Source organism: Methylobacter marinus A45, from assembly GCF_000383855.1.
Lineage (GTDB): Bacteria > Pseudomonadota > Gammaproteobacteria > Methylococcales > Methylomonadaceae > Methylobacter > Methylobacter marinus.
Genome location: NZ_KB912877.1, coordinates 1395081 through 1410253, shown reverse-complemented (window position 1 = coordinate 1410253; position 15173 = coordinate 1395081). Strand labels below are relative to the sequence as shown.

Below are 15173 nucleotides of genomic sequence, written 5' to 3'. Positions count from 1 at the left end.
TTTTTAAGGAAGGGGCACCTCCCACCTGCGCCGTAATGCACTTTCGTCCTTGAACCGAAGGTTCAAGTGGGGACTCGATCGATAAATCAGGCTTCCCGTATAAAACGGGCATGCACACCATTAACGGAATGCGCCCCCGGGGTAAAAATAGGTTCAGGAAACACCCAGTACATCCTCGAACGCTGCAGGAGATGCAGAGTTTTATTTTACCGTGTTTCAGGATTTTCTAAAACGTTTTCTATTTTCTGAGCCATATTAGCCAGACTTTCATTGAGGCTCTGCGTCAGTATGGCATTCTGATTTTTTACCAGGCGCAACTCATGGGCCAGATTAAGCGCCGCCATAACGGCGATCCTGTCCGGACTGCTGACCCGACCGGAGTCTCTGATTTTGCGCATTTTCTGGTCCAGTTCCTCCGCTGAATCGATCAGTTCGTCCCGTTCATCAGGATCACAGGCAATCTTATAGTCTTTGCCCATAATGGTAAGCGATACCGGCTGGGGGTTTTTTTTCATGAGCCTTGCTCCATTGCTTTCAGGCGAGTAATCATGGCTTCAACCCGGGTTCTGGCCAGCGTGGTTTTTTCCAGCAATTTGGCTTTTTCCCGAACCAGGGATTCCTGCTTGGTCTTAAGGGAACTGTTTTCGTTTTTTACAGAATTATATTGTTCGATAAGCTTGTCCAGCTTCTCTTCGAGTTCTTTTAATTCCAAAGATTGAGTTGTTTCTGAATTCGTCATGGTAGTAACTATATGATTGCGAATAATCAGCTGCGTGTTTTTGCAAGGATTGTCCCTAATAGCAGGCGATATGTTCTAATATTGCTCATAGTCAATTGTCCGAGAACCAAGAAGAACAAATATTATCCAAGTCGGGGATCAATGGTAGCATAAGCGGTATTTTTTTTTTAGCGGTAGTTTATTATATGGGCATCATGGTTTATCAGGGAATTAATATAATATTTGAACGCAACAATGCGGATATTTCAGCCGCCGAGGCTCACGGCATGGCGACAGGCATGTTATGCGTCAATGGTCAGGCGGAAAGCGCTCATTGGTTGGAAGAACTGTTTAAGGACTCCGTCGATTTGAGCGATGAAGACAGGGCGGTACTGGTGAAATTGTTCGAGCGGACCAGGGAATTGCTGGCCAGTGAAGCCTTTGAGTTTGACTTGATGCTGCCTGATGATGAAGTCTTGCTGGGCGAACGGGTCCAGGCGTTGAGCCGTTGGTGCGAGGGATTTCTGTTTGGGGTCGGCTCTGTGTATACCTCATCAGGCTGGCCAGGCGATGTCACTGAAATATTGAAGGATATAACAGAATTTACCAAATTGGACGAAGAGGCCGAGGGGGAGGAGGATGAGAGTGCTTTTATGGAAGTCACCGAGTATCTAAGATCCGCTGTTTTACTACTGAGGGATGAGTTGAACATCAATACCGACGGCACGGTTCATTAAACAGCGAAACAAGCAAATGAAACAAAGCGAATTCAAGAAAAGACGTAAGCAATTAATGCAGCGTATCGGTAAAGGCAATATCGCGCTGATAGGCAGTGCCGCGGTTCGGACGCGAAACCGCGATGTCGATTATCCGTTCCGGCAGGATAGCGATTTTTATTATTTAACCGGTTTTAACGAGCCGGAGTCGCTGGCCGTTTTTATCCCCGGCCGCGAGAAAGGCGAATATATTCTGTTCTGCCGCGAATTCGACGAAACCAAGGCTTTGTGGGAAGGCGCCCATGCCGGTCTGGAAGGCGCTACCCAGCACTTTGAGGCCGATGATTCCTTTCCGATTGACGATCTGGATGAGATTTTGCCGGGCATGCTGGAAGACAAGGGCAAGGTCTATTATCCTATGGGCCGGGATTTGGACCTGGACCACCGCTTGCTGGAATGGATCAATCATATCCGCGGTCAGTCGAGATCCGGTGTTACCGCGCCGGGCGAGTTGATTTCGCTGGAGCATATCCTGCATGAGATGCGCCTGTTCAAAAGCCCCGAGGAACTGAAACTGATGCGCCGCGCCGCTGAGGTATCCGCCTTTGCCCATGCTGAAGCCATGCGGAAATGCAAGCCCGGCCTGTATGAATATCAGATAGAAGCCGAGCTCATTTATCATTTCATTCAGGGTGGCCTGCGCGCGGTGGCCTACCCCTCGATCGTCGCCGGCGGCAAAAACGCCTGCGTACTGCACTACACCGAAAACGCGGACAAATTAAGAAGCGGCGATCTGCTGCTGATCGATGCCGGTGCCGAGTGCGATCATTACGCGGCCGATATCACGCGCACGTTTCCGGTCTCGGGGCGCTTCAGCGTGCCGCAGAAGCAGCTTTACGAGTTGGTACTTGATGCGCAGGCGGCCGCTATCGAGCAGATCAAACCGGGCGTACCCTGGCATCTGGCGCACGAAGCCTCGGTCGAGGTGCTGACCAAAGGGCTGGTGTCGCTGGGATTGCTCAAAGGCCGCGTATCCACGCTGATCAAGAAGGAAAAATACAAGCAGTTCTATATGCACCGGATTGGCCACTGGCTGGGCATGGATGTGCATGATGTCGGCGACTATAAGGTCGACAAGGAATGGCGGTTGCTGGAGCCGGGTATGGTATTGACCATCGAGCCGGGCTTGTACATACCGGCGGATTGTGAAACCGTCGATGAAAAATGGCGCGGCATAGGCATACGCATTGAGGACGATCTTGTGGTCACGGAGCAGGGACATGAAATTCTGACAGCCGGCGTGCCGAAAACCATAGCAGAAATTGAAACGTTGATGCAGGCGACCTGATGCAGCGGGATTACGATTTACTTATCGCGGGCGGCGGCCTGGCCGGCAACTGCCTGGCACTGGCGCTGAAAGACACTGGCCTGCGCGTGGCCATAGTCGAAGCCAACACGCGCGAACAGCTGTATGCCTCCCCGGCCGGGGACAGAGCGCTGGCCTTGGCTGGCGGCACGGTAAAAATGCTTGAGGCATTAGGCATCTGGCAGGGCATACGTCAGGCAGCCACCGCGATAAAAAATATCCATATCTCCGATCGCGGCCATTTCGGTAAAACACGGTTGTCCGCGCAAAAGGAAAATGTCGAGGCACTGGGATATGTCATTTCGGCTCGCGACATTGAAGCGCACGTGGCCCGGCTTGCCAGCGACGCCAATATCGAGCTGATTTGCCCCGCCCGCGTCGCCGGTCTGATGTCCGGCGACAATGCCGTCCATGTCAGCTTGAAACGCGGCGATGAACCGTTCGGTCTGTCGGCTCGATTGCTGGTAGGCGCCGATGGCGGCCAGTCATCGGTACGCAAATTATTGGACATCAAGCAGAAGGTCACCGAGTACGGACAGACCGCATTGGTCACTACCGTCAAAACCTCCGTTCCGCATAACAATACCGCCTATGAGCGATTTACGGCTTCAGGGCCCCTTGCCCTGTTGCCTGTCGGTCAGCACGAGTGCGCCGTGGTCTGGACGCGGGCCGATGAGGATGCGAAAGCGTTGATGACGGGCAGCGAGACGGATTTTCTAGGCGCGCTCCAGGACTGTTTCGGTTACAGGCTGGGCGAGCTCAGCTTGGCGGCGCCCAGGCGAGTCTTCCCGTTGTCGCTGATACGCGCCGAGAAAATGGTTTCAGGGCGGGCCGTCATCATCGGCAATGCCTCGCACCAACTGCATCCGGTGGCGGGGCAGGGATTTAATCTGGGCTTGCGTGATGTCGTGGTGCTGGCCGAAATGCTGATCCAGCAATATGAGGACGGCCAAGATATCGGGGCGGCTGATTTTTTAAGCCGCTATGCCAGGGCCAGGCAAAAAGACCATGACCTCGTCGTCGGCTTTACCGACAATGTCGTGCGGATTTTTTCCAATGACTGGCTGGCGCCGGCCCTGGCTCGAAACATCGGCCTGACGCTGCTCGATCATATTCCGGCCGCCAAGGCTCTGCTGACCCGGCAGGCCATGGGGCTGGCCGGGCGCATGCCGCGGCTGGGCAGCAGGAGGTGACTATGACTGAACGCTATGAAGTAATCGTCGTCGGCGGCGGCATGGTGGGCGCGGCGGCAGCCTGTGCCCTGGCGCACGGCGGCGTCAGCGTGGCGCTGCTGGATCGGCATAACCCGGAAAGACAGTGGTCGAGGGAGCCGATCGACAACCGCGTTTCGGCGTTGACGAAGGCTTCGCAAAATATTCTGGAAATGCTCGGCGCCTGGCCGGGCATGGTGCGGCGCGGCGTATGCGCCTACCGCGATATGCGCGTATGGGACGCGCGCGGCGACGGCGAATTGCATTTTGACTGCGCCGATACCGAGTTCAACGAATTGGGTCATCTGGTCGAAAACCGGGTGACGGTCGCGGCTTTATGGGATGTGCTGGATACCTTGTCCTCGGCCCATTGCATAACGCCGGCCAAGGTCGCCGGCATGCAGTTAACCGATCACGGCCGACTGGTCAGCCTGGAAGACGGCCGTTGCCTTGAAGCCGAACTGGTGATTGCCGCTGACGGGCGCGAATCGGCATTGCGGAATATGGCCGGCATAGACGTGACCGGCTGGGATTATGATCAGGACGGCCTGGTTGCCACGGTCACGACCGAAAAGAGCCATCAGGCGACGGCCTGGCAGCGTTTTCTGGAAGAAGGGCCGTTGGCCTTTCTGCCGCTGGATAACGGCCAAAGCTCGATTGTCTGGACCTTGAGCACGAAAACGGCAAAAAGCTACCTGGCCCTGAACGACGTCGATTTCCTCCAGGCGCTGGAGCAGGCCTCGGGCGGCATTTTGGGCAAAATGCTGGCAGTCGGTCCCAGGGCGGCGTTTCCTTTGCGGTTCCAATACGCCAATCGCTATACCGATCGGCATCTGGCGCTGGTCGGCGATGCCGCTCATGCCATGCACCCATTGGCAGGGCAGGGCGCCAATGCCGGCCTGCTGGATGCCGCGGCGATAGCCGAGTTAGTGATAGAAGCGAAAAGGCAAAGGCGGCCATTAGCCGGTTCCGGGTATTTGCGCCGTTACGAGCGCTGGCGTAAAGGCGATAATCTGATGATGATGGCGAGCATGGATGTGCTCAACAAGACGTATGGCGTGTCATTGCAACCTTTTATCAGCCTGCGTTCCGCCGGCATGAACTGGATCAATCACACGGCCATCGTGAAGGCGTATTTTAATCATTACGCCATGGGCTTGCGCGAGGATTTGCCGAGGCTGGCAAAAGCACAGCCGTGCTGGTAGGATTCTCGGATTTGCTGCGAGTACCAAAAAGCCCGCGTTTTGCGCATTTAGTATTTACCCTGCTTGTCGGCTTCTGGTATATTCGGGAACTGGCGATTTAGTATGCCCACTGGCCGGTTGCGCTTGTTTTCAGGGCGATAATAATAAAAATTAATTTTAATGAGGTGGAGAGGTGTTATGACTGAAGGGTTGTTTATATTAACTACTATTTTCGTGGCTTATGTTGTTTATGTGGTCGTAAACGATCAGCGAGCTACGGCTAAAACAGCAATGCCGCAGGTGAAACCTGAAAAACAGGAAGCGGCGGCCGTGCAGTCGCTGACCGAGGCGGCGCCTAAAAAAGAAGCGCCGGCGACGACGGCGAGACGGACAGCGGCCAAACCGACAACCCCCAGAAAAGCAGCCACCCCAACTCCCGCGCCAAAAGTAGAGGAGGCCAGCAAAGGCGAACTGCGCAATCCGGCGACGGGAGAGGTCACTTCGGCCCACAGCAATTACCGGTTTACCAAGCGCTGGGTAAAAGAAGCGCTGGTCGCGGAAGGCCTGCTGGAAAAAATTTACAAGAATAACGAGCTGGATGCGACTGCCGAAGCAAAAATAAAAGAGGCCGTGGCAAAGCTTCAGGCCATGGACAAGTACCGGGCTTAATGTTGATGTTGCAGAAACTAACCGGCAGTGCTCCAGTTGCCGGTTAATTGTCCAGATCGAGTTTTTTCAAGCGGTAGCGCAAGGATCGAAAGGACAGCCCCAGCTGTTTGGCGGCAGCCGTTTTATTCCATTTGTTTTCTTCCAGGGCGATGACGATCGCCTTTCTCTCAATCTGCTCCAGATAATCTTCCAGTGATCCCCGGGCCGGATCGTAGGCCGGCGAGTCGGCGATAGCCTGCGCGCCTACCGGCAGATTCAGGTCATCGATTTCAATACTGGTACCGTCATATAAAGCCAGAGCCCGTTCCAGGATATTTTCAAGTTCACGCACGTTACCGGGGAAATGATACTGTTGCAGTGCCGATAAGGCCGAGGCCGCCAGCGTCGGTTTGTTGAGCCCGCCGGCCTGGGTCAGCTTGGTCAAGATATGGTCGGTGAGATCGGGGATATCCGAGCTTCGTTCCCGTAAAGGCGGCACATACAAGTCGATCACGTTGATGCGGTAATACAAGTCCTGCCTGAACGTGCCTGCCTGGACCATATCGGCCAGATTACGATAGGTAGCGCTGAGCAGGCGGATATCGACCGGGACCTCCTGTTGCTCGCCGACTGGGCGAATTCTTTTTTCCTGAATGGCGCGCAGCAGCTTTACCTGCAGGGACTGAGGCAGTTCCGCGATTTCATCGAGAAACAAAGTGCCGCCTTCGGCAGCCTGGAACAAGCCTTTTTTATCACTGACCGCGCCGGTAAAGCTGCCCTTTTTATGGCCGAAGAACTCGCTTTCCATCAGTTCCTGAGGAATGGCGCCGCAGTTGATGGCGATAAAGGGCTTGTCGCTGCGCGAACTTTGTTGGTGAATGAGGCGGGCGACCAGTTCCTTACCCGAGCCGGATTCGCCGCTGATATAAACCGGTGCCTGGCTGAGCGCCAGTTTGGCTATTTTTCCGCGGATGCTTCGCATGACGGGGGACTCGCCCAGCAGTATATGGCGGGTGCGCCGGTCTTTGGCGGGAAACGTCGCCTTGGAAAGCTTCAGCGCGCCGCTGACCATTTGCCTGAGAGCCGGTAAGTCAACCGGTTTCGAAACAAAATCGAAAGCACCTTTCTTCATTGCCAGAATGGCGGTATCCATATTGCCGTGCGCGGTAATAACGGCAACCGGTATTGAGGCGGAGGCCGATTGAACATAATCCAGCAGTTCCAGGCCATTGCCATCGGGCAGTTTCATATCGGTCAGGCAAAGATTGAACGAATGCTGTTGCAGCAAGGCTTTCGCCTGGCCGATGTTCTCGGCGCAGTGAGTCTGAATATCCATGCGGTTAAGGGTGATTTCCAGTAATTCACGGATATCGGGTTCATCATCGACAATTAATGCCAGTGGTTTTTTCATATTTCAATTAGTTTATTTTCCGCATTGGGCAGGCAGAGTTTGAAGCAACTCCTGTTATCATCCATTAAATAATAGCTCAATTTAGCCTGGTTGAGTTCGGCTAATTCCCTGGAAATATAAAGTCCCAGCCCCGTACCGCTGGGCGAGGTCGTGAAAAAGGGTTCAAAAAGATGGGCGATTTGTTCGGGGCCGATGCCGGAACCATTGTCGATCACTTCTATGCACGGCATCTGTTGGCTGATGCGGGCCTGCAGCGTGATTTTTCCCAGTTCCGGCTTTCCGTATCTGAGGGCATTCTGGCACAGGTTGTCCAGAATTTGCTTTAGATGTCCGGGGTCCATCAGGGCATGCAACGGCTCAACGCATAGCAGGAGCTTGAAGGTGTCGGGGTCGATCGCCTGTTCAAGCATGAAGCTTTCCAGGTAATCGATCAGCCAGATCTTCAATTGGATTTTTTCCCGCCTCGACGCATTTCTTCTGGACAGCTGCAGGATATCCTCAATGATGCGGTTAACGCGGCCGGCGTGGCTTTGAATGATCTCGGTCAGGCGTTTGTCCTGGTCCGATAACTGGGGGTTTTCCGACAGTAATTGTCCGGCATGGCTGATGGCGCCCAGCGGATTGCGAATTTCATGGGCGATGCTGGCGGTAAGACGGCCCAAAGACGCCAGCTTGCTTTGCTGCAGGCGCTGATTATAAAGCGCAATGTCTTCAAGCGTGATCAGGTACAGGCATTCCTGCTGCGTCGGCAGCGCCATGAACCGAATATGAATTTCCGACTGGTTAGGCAACTGCAGTTGTGCCGCCGCCTGATCCGGCTCATTGAGCCAGATCTGAAAAGCCAGCCATAATTGTTCCGAAATATCGACAAGCGTGGCCGGAAGTCTCGGTAAATTGGTCAGCCGCAATACCGCTTCATTGGCCATCTGAATCACCTGTTTCTTGTTGGTGATGATGATGCCCGATTGCAGGTGTTGAATAATGTAATGATTCAGCTCTTCCAGTTGGGTGATGGTCTGTTTTTGCTGATGGGCCAGTTGTACGCTTTGCTCGCTGCGTGTTGCCAGCACGTAGGACAGCAGGGCGATGGTAAAGAATGAAGCGCCCAGCATGCCGGCGGACATGTAGGAGGTCTTGTCAAAAAGGTCGGCCTGATCGGCATAGATCTGTTCGGCCAGGACGGCCAGACTGGCCAGCGCGGCGAAAAACATCGCGCAACGCCCGCCGATCAGCAGTCCGCCGTAGGCGATGGAGACGGCAAGCAATATGCCTATGCCACTGCTAACGCCGCCGCAGGCATGCATCAGCAGCGTAAGAATGACGATGTCGGTAAGAATGAGCCATTGCGCCTGTGGTGTGTAACTGGTCAGCCGCCAGGCGATGCAGATGCCGGATACGATGGACAACAGTAAATAGCCCTGGCTGCTGTAATTATAGAGCTGGCTATCGTAAGACCCCAGTGAGGAGGGGCCTACCTGACCGTGATACAGCCCGATGAATAAACCGGCCAGGATAAAACGATAAGTTAAAAAAACCTTCAGCAGCATCCAGGCCTGGCCGGCGGGAATGCCGTAGCCTCGGGAGAAAGGGCAGGGAAAGATAGTCTCAGGGATATTTTTGGACATGTGTGTTTTTAACAATAGCGTTTTGCCGGGACTTGGTTAGAATAGCTAATTGCCCCCGTTTAACCGGTGGAGCGGATTAAATAATCATAGCATCGATGCAAAGGCTCGGGTAAAACACCCTCCGGCCGTTGCCGGTCGACTCAGGAGCGATAGATGAATATTCACGAATACCAGGCGAAAAGGTTATTTAGGGATTACGGTATTGCCGTCCCGGAAGGCCATCAGGCCGATACGCCCGAGCATGCCGGGCAGGTCGCCAGAGAACTGGGCGGCAACGGCTGGGTGGTCAAGGCGCAGGTGCATGCGGGCGGCCGCGGCAAGGCCGGCGGCGTCAGATTGGCCCATAGCCATCAGGAAGTCTTGGATTTCAGCCGCGATATGCTGGACAAGCGCCTGGTGACCGCGCAGACCGACAGCGCCGGCTTGCCGGTCGAGAAACTGCTCATCGAGAAAATCTATCCGATCCAAAGCGAGTTCTACCTGAGCGTGCTGGTCGACCGCGCCAGCAGCCGCCTCCTGTTTATCGCTTCGGCCGCCGGCGGCATGGACATCGAAGCCGTCGCCAGAGACACGCCGGAATGGATCGTCTCGCTGCAGATTCATCCGGCGGCGGGTCTGCAAAGCTATCAGTGCCGCAAGATCGCCTTCGCCCTCGGGTTAGCCGGCGATCAGATCAAGGCGCTGGAAACGATCATGCGCGGCATGTACCGGCTGCTGCTTGACAAAGACGCCAGCCAGATCGAAATCAATCCCTTGATACTGACCGAGCAGGGCCAGCTGCTGGCGCTGGACGCCAAGATCAATTTCGATGACAACGCCGTCGCCATGCATCCCGATATTCTGGATCTGCGCGATCCGGGCCAGGAAGACCGGAAAGAGAACAAGGCGCAGCAATACGGGCTCAATTACATTACCCTGGACGGCACTATCGGCTGCATGGTCAACGGCGCCGGCCTGGCCATGGCGACGATGGACATGGTGAAGCTGAACGGTGGCGCGCCGGCCAATTTTCTCGATGTCGGCGGCGGCACGACGCCGGAAAAAGTCGCCGAAGCGTTCAAGCTGATCCTGTCCGATGCCAAGGTGAAAGCCGTGTTGATCAATATCTTCGGCGGCATCGTCCAGTGCGATATCATCGCGCGCGGCATTCTGGCGGCCGTCGAGGAAGTGCATGTGACGGTGCCGGTCGTGGTCCGGCTGGAAGGCACCAATGCCGAAGCGGGGCGCCAGCTTTTGGCCGATTCCGGCCTGAATTTGATTGCAGAAACAGATCTGGCGACAGCCGCCGCGCAAGTCGTCGCCTTAGCGGAGGCCGCATGAGCATCTTGATCGACCGTAACACCAAAGTGATTTGCCAGGGCTTTACCGGCAAGCAGGGCACGTTTCATTCCGAACAGACATTGACCTACGGCACGCAGCTGGTCGGCGGCGTGACGCCGGGCCGCGGCGGCGACACACATCTGGGCCTGCCGGTCTTCAATACCGTCGAGGACGCAGTCAGGCAGACCGGCGCCGATGCGACCATGATCTATGTGCCGCCTTTTTACGCGGCGGACGCCATCCTGGAAGCCGTCGATGCCGGCATCAAAATCATCGTCTGCATCACCGAAGGCATTCCGGTGCTGCATATGCTGCGCGTCAAGGCCGCGATGGCCGGCACCGGCTCTTTGCTGATCGGGCCGAACTGCCCGGGCGTGATTACGCCGGGCCAGTGCAAGATCGGCATCATGCCGGGCCATATCCACCTGCCGGGCTCCATCGGCATCGTCTCGCGCTCCGGCACCCTGACCTACGAGGCCGTCAACCAAACCACCCGACAGGGGCTGGGGCAGAGCACCTGCGTCGGCATCGGCGGCGATCCTATCCACGGCATGAACTTTATCGACGTGCTCAGCCGTTTCCAACAGGACGACCAGACCCGCGGCATCGTCATGGTCGGCGAGATCGGCGGCGGCGAGGAAGAGGATGCGGCCGACTATATCAAGGCGCATGTCACCAAGCCGGTGGTGTCCTATATCGCAGGGCAGACGGCCCCGCCCGGCAAGCGCATGGGCCATGCCGGCGCCATCATCACCGGCGGCAAGGGCACGGCGGCAGGCAAAATCGCCGCGCTCAGGGCGGCCGGCATCGAAGTCGTCAATTCGCCGGCCGATATCGGCGTGGCGATGCAGGGGTGTTTGTAGTCCGGGTAGCCAGTCGTTTATATATGTCATCTGTTCATAGAAAATATAATGCCAAAACCCAATCAATCAGAAAAAGTGCCACAGGCAATGCAGCCTGTTTTCAACGCTGTTATTAAATTAACTGATGAATTTTCGGCTGCTTATCTTAACGATGAATATGCCCAACTGATTCGGTATGCAACGGCCGCGCTGTGCAGGAAGCGGCAGTCGCCTTTGTCAACAGGGAAGATAAACACCTGGGCCTGTGGAATTACCTATGCCATAGGCTCCGTTAACTTCCTATTCGATAAAAGTCAGGAGCCGTATATCAGTGCGGCAGATTTGTGCGAGCAATTTGCCGTCAGCAAGAGTGCCGGCGCTGCGAAGGCAAAAGTCGTTAAAGATACATTAAAAATGGGGCCGCTAGATCCGAATTGGTACCTCCCCAGCCGATTAAACGATAACCCGTTGGCCTGGAAGATAATAGTGAACGGCATGATAGTCGATGCGCGTCAGTTGCCAAGAGAAATACAGGAAATAGCCTTCCAGAAAGGGCTTATTCCGTTTATTCCGGAAGCTAAAATTGAAAAATGAGGTATGGGCATTCCATGCTAAAGCGACATCAGGATTTAATGAAGAGTTGGTATAACCGTGAATAAATCAATCCTCATTTTTATCGCTTTATTTTCTATTGTTGCCTCAATTGCGGTTTTTACGCTGGTGCCGAAGATCCCGCAGGACCTGAGTTATCATTACTTTGGCGATCAAAAACAGATCTTAGGCATTCCCAACTTCTGGAATGTCATGACCAACCTGCCTTTTCTGGTTGTCGGTTTCATGGGAATACAGCAAATTATCAACAACCGGCTTGACGGCGGCTTGCCGCAGTTGCGCCCGGCTTATCTGACGTTTTTCATAGGTGTTTTTTTAGTCGGATTGGGATCGGGGTATTACCACTTAGATCCTGACAATGAGTCGCTGATCTGGGATCGGCTGCCGATGACGATAGCCTTTATGGCGCTGTTCTCAGCCGTGGTCGGCGAATTCCTGTCAGTTGAATGGGGCAGACGACTGCTCTATCCGCTGGTTCTGGCCGGTATGCTATCGGTCATTTATTGGCATTGGAGCGAACAGCAAGGGCACGGTGATCTGCGTTTCTATGGCCTGGTTCAGTTCCTGCCCATGGTGCTGATTCCGGTCATGCTGATTTACTGCCAGTCCCGGTTTTCCGGTAACGGCTATCTGTGGGGATTGGTTGGTATCTATGCCGCGGCTAAACTGGCGGAATCGGGCGATGTCGTCATTTACGAACACCTGCGCTTCTTAAGCGGACACTCGCTCAAGCATCTGCTTGCCGCAGGCGGAGCCTGGCTGTATCTGAGCGCATTGCAAAAGCGGGTCCCGGTGCCTCAGTCGATAAACCCGACAAGCGGTGTCGTTCCTGAATAAGGATTTGCTATGATCAGCCTGTAGGTTAGGTTTCGTACCGCACTACAGTTTTTTTGTCGTCCTTGCAGTCAAATCTTCAACATCAGTCATTGTTAATTTACATGTCTCTCAAAATAGCGTTAGCTCAAATCAATTTATTGGTCGGCGGCATCGACGCCAACGCCGCCAGGATTATCGATACCACCCTTCATGCCCGGGACCGGTTGCAGGCCGATCTGATCGTCTTTCCCGAACTGTCCGTGACCGGCTATCCGCCCGAGGATTTGCTGTTGCGGCCGGATTTTATCGCGCATGCGGCACGCGCTGTCGCGCACATCGCCGCACAGGTGTCCGGCATCGATGTGGTACTGGGCTTTCCCGACCGCTATCAGGGCAAACTATACAACAGTGCGGCGCTGCTGCGCGATGGCGCCGTGCTGGCCCGCTACAGAAAGAACGCCCTGCCCAACTACGGCGTATTCGACGAAAAGCGCTACTTCTGCGAAGGCGGGCAGACCTCGCTGTTTACCTTAAAAGGCGTCACGATCGGCATCACGATTTGCGAGGACATCTGGCAGACCGGCATCGTGGCCAGGAACAAGGAGGCGGGTGCAGAGCTGATCCTGACCCTGAACGCCTCGCCTTTCCATGCCGGCAAGATCCATGAACGCGAGGACATCGTCGTCAATCAGGTCAAGGCGTTGCAGCTGCCGCTGGTTTATGTCAACCAGGTCGGCGGTCAGGATGAGCTGATCTTCGACGGCGCCTCGTTTGTGGTCGACCGTGACGGCGAAGTCGTGTTCCGGGCCGAGGAATTCTGCGAGCAGGTCAGCGTGGTCGAATTTGACGGCAACAGGCCGCGGAAAAGCATCTGTGCCCCCTTGTACAACGAGATCTCCAGCGAATACCGGGCTTTGGTGCTGGGCATCAGGGATTATGTCGCCAAGAATGGTTTTCAAGGCGCCATCCTGGGCCTGTCCGGCGGCATCGATTCGGCCCTCGTGCTGGCGCTGGCCGTTGATGCGCTAGGGGCCGACAAAGTGGAAGCCGTGCTGATGCCGTCACGCTATACGCAGCCCATGAGTCTCGAAGATGCGATGCTGGAAGCCGAAGCCCTGGGCGTCAAATACCACACGATACCGATAGAGCCGGCCGTCAACGCTTTCGCGGACATGCTGGCCGGTGTATTCGCCGGCACGGCCAGGGACACGACCGAAGAGAACATCCAGGCGCGCTGCCGCGGCGTGATCCTGATGGCGATATCCAACAAACAGGGCAAGCTGCTGCTGACGACCGGCAACAAAAGCGAGATGAGCGTCGGCTATGCGACGTTATACGGCGACATGGCCGGCGGTTTCGCGCCGATCAAGGATGTGCCGAAACTGCTGGTTTACGCGCTGGCGCACTATCGCAATTCACTGTCACAGGTGATACCGGACCGCGTGCTGGTGAGACCGCCTTCGGCCGAACTGGCGCCCGATCAAGTCGATCAGGACTCTTTGCCGCCGTACAGCGTGCTGGACCCGATACTGGAGCGTTATGTGGAACTGGATCAGTCGGCCGAAGAGATTATCGCAGCCGGCTTCAGGCGCGAGGATGTCGAACGGGCCATACGCCTGGTCGACAGGAATGAGTACAAACGCCGGCAATCGCCGCCCGGCATCCGGATCACGCCCCGGGCCTTCGGCCGCGACCGGCGTTATCCGATCACGTCGGGATATCGCGGGATTTAAACCGAACCTACAGCAAAGATGCCAAGCCACTCGGCGCGGCCATTGATTGGGAGATTGATTTACCGATGGTTTGGCGTCTGTAATGGTTAACTTAGGATTTGGTTAAAAATAATTTCCCGGTTTGTGGATGAAACCGGCGCTTATGTATGGGCGAATTTATTCGCCCATACACAGGTGTTGATTCATATCAAGCCAGGGGAGTTATTAATTGCCGCATCCTTAATTAAGGCCAAATTAAGCCCTATGGCAGGAAAACACCATGAAACTTTCCGAAAACATCAAACCGATCAGCTAGCTTAAAGCTAACGTGGCTGACGTCATTGAAAATTTAAAGACGACTCATCAGCCGATGGTTATCACCCGAAACGGCGAAGCCGCTATGGTGATTCAGTCGGTGGCCGATTATGAGCAAACCTTGGAAACGTTGGCGTTGCTAAAAATATTGGGCAAAGCCAGCAAGCGGTTAGCAATGGCAAAACGGTAACAAGTGCCGAGGCTTGCTCCCGACTTAGGCAACGACGCGGTTTGAAATGAAACGTCCGGTGGTCATTGCCGAACCGGCATTGCTTGATTTACTGGACATCAATGAGTATTACCTGGTTGAAGTGGATAACAAAACAGCGGCAAAAATCATAGATCGCCTGGAAGTCGCCGTGAACAGCCTTGCCGACTTTACTGAGCTCTGCAGTATTCCCACGGAATTATTGACGTTGGGCATTCGGCAATATCGGCAAGTCATCGTCAAACCTTATCGTATTATCTGCGAACAGTTACCGGAAACCACCATTGTTCACGCCATTCTGGACGGGCGATGGGATATGGAAACCTTGTTGACACAACGCCTTGTCAGGTTTGGACTGCAATCACCTTAGACATCGAAGTTAACGCCTTTACAGATTACCTGTTGGGGTCCCATGATATCGGAATATCCATGAAAACCTTGGCGTCATAATGCTATGAGCGTTGAACCT

16 protein-coding genes and 1 other RNA gene are annotated in these 15173 nt (G+C 54.8%); 12 read left to right on the top strand and 5 right to left on the bottom strand.

The features are described from left to right. Positions 1-14: 14 nt before the first annotated feature. The 3 genes from ssrS to METMA_RS0106405 all read right to left on the bottom strand — a co-directional run bounded on the left by ssrS (position 15) and on the right by METMA_RS0106405 (position 739). Positions 15-194, bottom strand: a non-coding RNA gene (ssrS, locus tag METMA_RS26300) — 6S RNA. A 12-nt stretch (positions 195-206) separates the two neighbouring features. Continuing rightward, entirely contained in the window at positions 207-515 is a 309-nt protein-coding gene (locus tag METMA_RS0106410; protein WP_020158247.1) for a cell division protein ZapA, read from the bottom strand. Continuing rightward, positions 512-739, bottom strand: coding sequence for a TIGR02449 family protein (locus METMA_RS0106405; protein ID WP_020158246.1), 228 nt, complete (start codon positions 737-739; stop codon positions 512-514). Before METMA_RS0106405 ends, METMA_RS0106410 begins: the two co-directional genes overlap by 4 nt. A 185-nt stretch (positions 740-924) precedes the next feature. Here METMA_RS0106405 and METMA_RS0106400 point away from each other — a divergent pair, with 185 nt between their 5' ends. The 5 genes from METMA_RS0106400 (at position 925) to METMA_RS0106380 (ending at position 5864) form a co-directional block, all read left to right on the top strand. Beyond that, entirely contained in the window at positions 925-1455 is a 531-nt protein-coding gene (locus METMA_RS0106400) for a UPF0149 family protein (RefSeq protein WP_332248856.1), read from the top strand. Between the two features lie 16 nt (positions 1456-1471). Further along, positions 1472-2782 carry a Xaa-Pro aminopeptidase gene (pepP, locus tag METMA_RS0106395; protein ID WP_020158244.1) on the top strand — a complete coding sequence of 437 codons (1311 nt, stop codon included), beginning with the start codon at positions 1472-1474 and terminating at the stop codon, positions 2780-2782. Next, positions 2782-3993, top strand: a complete 1212-nt coding sequence (ubiH, locus tag METMA_RS0106390) for a 2-octaprenyl-6-methoxyphenyl hydroxylase (RefSeq protein ID WP_020158243.1) — start codon at positions 2782-2784, stop codon at positions 3991-3993. Before pepP ends, ubiH begins: the two co-directional genes overlap by 1 nt. Before the next feature lie 2 nt (positions 3994-3995). Continuing rightward, entirely contained in the window at positions 3996-5216 is a 1221-nt protein-coding gene (locus METMA_RS0106385; RefSeq protein ID WP_020158242.1) for a UbiH/UbiF/VisC/COQ6 family ubiquinone biosynthesis hydroxylase, read from the top strand. A 177-nt stretch (positions 5217-5393) separates the two neighbouring features. Continuing rightward, positions 5394-5864, top strand: coding sequence for a hypothetical protein (locus METMA_RS0106380; protein ID WP_027147091.1), 471 nt, complete (start codon positions 5394-5396; stop codon positions 5862-5864). A gap of 43 nt (positions 5865-5907) precedes the next feature. Here the strand turns inward: METMA_RS0106380 and METMA_RS0106375 are convergent, their stop codons facing one another. Further along, positions 5908-7254 carry a sigma-54-dependent transcriptional regulator gene (locus tag METMA_RS0106375; protein ID WP_020158240.1) on the bottom strand — a complete coding sequence of 449 codons (1347 nt, stop codon included), beginning with the start codon at positions 7252-7254 and terminating at the stop codon, positions 5908-5910. After that, positions 7251-8879 carry a sensor histidine kinase gene (locus METMA_RS0106370; protein WP_020158239.1) on the bottom strand — a complete coding sequence of 543 codons (1629 nt, stop codon included), beginning with the start codon at positions 8877-8879 and terminating at the stop codon, positions 7251-7253. The genes METMA_RS0106375 and METMA_RS0106370 overlap by 4 nt, the downstream gene beginning before the upstream one ends. Positions 8880-9032: 153 nt before the next feature. On the opposite strand from METMA_RS0106370, the gene sucC reads away from it, so the two are divergent. From sucC to METMA_RS0106335, 7 genes are all read left to right on the top strand, one after another. After that, positions 9033-10199: an ADP-forming succinate--CoA ligase subunit beta gene (gene sucC / locus METMA_RS0106365; RefSeq protein ID WP_020158238.1), complete on the top strand. Its 1167-nt coding sequence runs from the start codon at positions 9033-9035 to the stop codon at positions 10197-10199. Next, entirely contained in the window at positions 10196-11062 is an 867-nt protein-coding gene (gene sucD / locus METMA_RS0106360; protein WP_020158237.1) for a succinate--CoA ligase subunit alpha, read from the top strand. The genes sucC and sucD overlap by 4 nt, the downstream gene beginning before the upstream one ends. A 48-nt stretch (positions 11063-11110) precedes the next feature. After that, positions 11111-11635, top strand: coding sequence for a DUF6398 domain-containing protein (locus METMA_RS0106355; RefSeq protein WP_027147090.1), 525 nt, complete (start codon positions 11111-11113; stop codon positions 11633-11635). Positions 11636-11692: 57 nt separating this feature from the next. Beyond that, the gene (locus METMA_RS0106350; RefSeq protein WP_020158235.1) at positions 11693-12490 is read left to right on the top strand and encodes a ceramidase domain-containing protein; all 798 of its coding nucleotides are present in this window, start codon (positions 11693-11695) and stop codon (positions 12488-12490) included. 101 nt (positions 12491-12591) lie between these two features. Then, positions 12592-14202, top strand: coding sequence for an NAD+ synthase (locus tag METMA_RS0106345; protein WP_027147089.1), 1611 nt, complete (start codon positions 12592-12594; stop codon positions 14200-14202). 307 nt (positions 14203-14509) lie between these two features. Further along, positions 14510-14686, top strand: a complete 177-nt coding sequence (locus METMA_RS24080) for a type II toxin-antitoxin system Phd/YefM family antitoxin (RefSeq protein ID WP_020158233.1) — start codon at positions 14510-14512, stop codon at positions 14684-14686. Positions 14687-14732: 46 nt separating this feature from the next. Continuing rightward, positions 14733-15074, top strand: a complete 342-nt coding sequence (locus METMA_RS0106335) for a type II toxin-antitoxin system RelE/ParE family toxin (protein ID WP_020158232.1) — start codon at positions 14733-14735, stop codon at positions 15072-15074. Positions 15075-15173 lie beyond the last annotated feature (99 nt).